Annotated in this window: 2 protein-coding genes and 2 pseudogenes; 3 read left to right on the top strand and 1 reads right to left on the bottom strand. The window is 54.9% G+C overall.

From position 1 onward, the window contains the following. Positions 1 to 485: 485 nt before the first annotated feature. Positions 486 to 566 (top strand): annotated as a pseudogene (locus IM708_RS20815) (IS5/IS1182 family transposase); the annotation flags it as partial. On the opposite strand, the pseudogene IM708_RS20810 reads toward IM708_RS20815, so the two are convergent. Continuing rightward, positions 558 to 779 (bottom strand): annotated as a pseudogene (locus IM708_RS20810) (IS256 family transposase); the annotation flags it as partial. The pseudogenes IM708_RS20815 and IM708_RS20810 overlap by 9 nt on opposite strands. A gap of 290 nt (positions 780 to 1,069) precedes the next feature. On the opposite strand from IM708_RS20810, the gene IM708_RS20805 reads away from it, so the two are divergent. Both IM708_RS20805 and IM708_RS20800 read left to right on the top strand, forming a co-directional pair. Continuing rightward, positions 1,070 to 1,744 (top strand): VWA domain-containing protein, encoded by a 675-nt coding sequence (locus IM708_RS20805; RefSeq protein ID WP_209428462.1) that lies wholly within the window; start codon positions 1,070 to 1,072, stop codon positions 1,742 to 1,744. Next, positions 1,741 to 2,006: protein phosphatase 2C domain-containing protein (locus IM708_RS20800; RefSeq protein WP_209428461.1), on the top strand; the 266-nt coding region annotated here is incomplete at its 3' end. The genes IM708_RS20805 and IM708_RS20800, both read left to right, overlap by 4 nt.

The following is a 2,006-nucleotide window of genomic DNA, read 5'->3' as shown; positions in this document are numbered from 1 at the left end:
AGCCGCGAACAAGATAATCCTCACCCCGCAAACCCCCGCCATCGCATAAACTCATCCCACGCAACCCGCCTGTCCGCTGCCAAGCCAGCGGGCCATAAGACACGGCTACTTTACGCAAAAACGCAAAAAAATAGGCAGTCGCGCAGAGGTCTTTTCTACGACTTCCCGGCCGAGCACTGGAAACACACTCGTACCGCAGCGCAAGGTCAGGGCAATTTTTCGAGGTGCCCATGAACATGGCCCCACTCGACGCGGAGCACACCTCAACCCACGGAGCCGTCGCCTGAGAAAATGTGCGAAAGAATCTGGACACTACCCCAAAACGCAACTCGTGCGTCTACAATATCAATCGCTTACTCGATTAACTGTCGAACTTCTTTGGTTGCCGCCCGTGATGCAAGGTAACTGCCTAGGCTCAGGACCCATAAAGTTGCTTGAGCACCGAGCGGTTGCGTGATTCAAGCTCCCAAATCGAAGGGGGCAGGATGAGCGATCTCTATTGGTTGACCGACAAGCAGATGGAGCGGCTGCGGCCGTTCTTTCCGAAGTCGCGTGGCAACCCCCGTCATCACCTCGCGCTCCGGCAGATGACCGTGCCGGACGAGCCGCGCCCGGACGTCCTCCGTCTGCTCGTCCGCATGGGCCGCGAGCAGCGTGGCCAACTCCGCCTCCACAGCCTGCTCGATCAAACGTCGCGCACCGGATCGCAGGACCTCGGTCAGCGGGTCAGGCGAAAATCCCGATGGATCGGGCAGCTTCGTGATGGTAGTCTTGGTCATGTGGCATATCCCTTTCTCTTCGGAGAACTGACGGCGTCTGAACACCGCCATGATATGCCGCCCCTCAGGGGCCATCACCAACTTTCAGCTATATCTCGTTCACAGCTTGAGGCACCGCAAAGGCAAAATGAGCTTGATCTCACGGCCTCGTCAGGCGATCTTGACGTCAAACGGCAGGCCACCTGGGGAATGTAGGCTAAGATGTCTGCGGACAAATTTGATCATAAGTGCACAGAGTACCTCTGAAATCAGTATTTATAAAACGATCTTCTAGGAGAAGGAAAGGCGAAATGGCCGTTTTTGACCAATTGCCAATTATCGAAGACCCCGAGGAGGCGCGGTGCCCTTGTCTGCTGCTTCTGGACGTCTCAAGCTCCATGAGTGGACCGAGAATCCAGGAACTCAACCGCGGGATTAAACAGTTTGCGGTCGAACTGGGAAACGATGCGCTAGCGAGCAAGCGTGTAGAAATTGGCATTGTGACATTCGGTGCTGACGTTGCTGTCCATTCGGATTTCATCTCGGGCAGGGATTTTCGGCCAGAGGATCTTGGCACGAGCGGTTCAACTCCAATGGGCCATGCCATTCTGGCTGGCCTCGATATGCTTGAAGAGAGGAAAGCCGCGTACCGGAGGAACGGTATCGCTTTTTATCGCCCCTGGATTTTCCTGATCACTGATGGTGGTCCCACCGATGCCGACAAGCCACAATGGTCTGATGCCGTAGCTAAGATTCGCCAAGGCGAGCGGGACAAGAAATTCGCGCTGTTTTGTGTTGGTGTTGAAGGTGCCGACTTCGGTCGTCTGCGGGAGGTCAGCGTGCGTGATCCCCTCCAGCTGCAAGGACTTAAGTTTCACGAACTCTTTGTATGGCTGTCTTCATCGTTGGCTTCAGTTTCACGGTCAAATCCAGGAGACGAAGTGCCGCTTCAGAATCCGTCTGGCTGGGGGACAGCACCAACTTGACGGGAATTGTTACTGAAAGGTTGGTTGAAATCTGTCGGGAATGGACTTGGGCAGGAGCAACGGTCCAAGGAACGTCACACGACAAAGCCGGAGAGCCAAAACAGGATTCAGCTGCCGCTGCGGAAGTTGCCTCTCAAGATGGAAGCGTTCTTGTTTTAGTTGTCTGTGATGGAGCAGGTACTGCTTTGAAAGGTGATGTCGGTTCTCGAACTGCATGTCTAGCCGCACACACGCTGATCCGTTCTTGTTTTGGTTCAGGAAT

It is taken from the genome of Pararhodobacter sp. SW119, assembly GCF_017811755.1.
Classification (GTDB): Bacteria; Pseudomonadota; Alphaproteobacteria; order Rhodobacterales; family Rhodobacteraceae; genus Pararhodobacter.
Note: the sequence above shows the minus strand (reverse complement) of the source record. Positions and strands in the feature narration are given on the sequence as shown.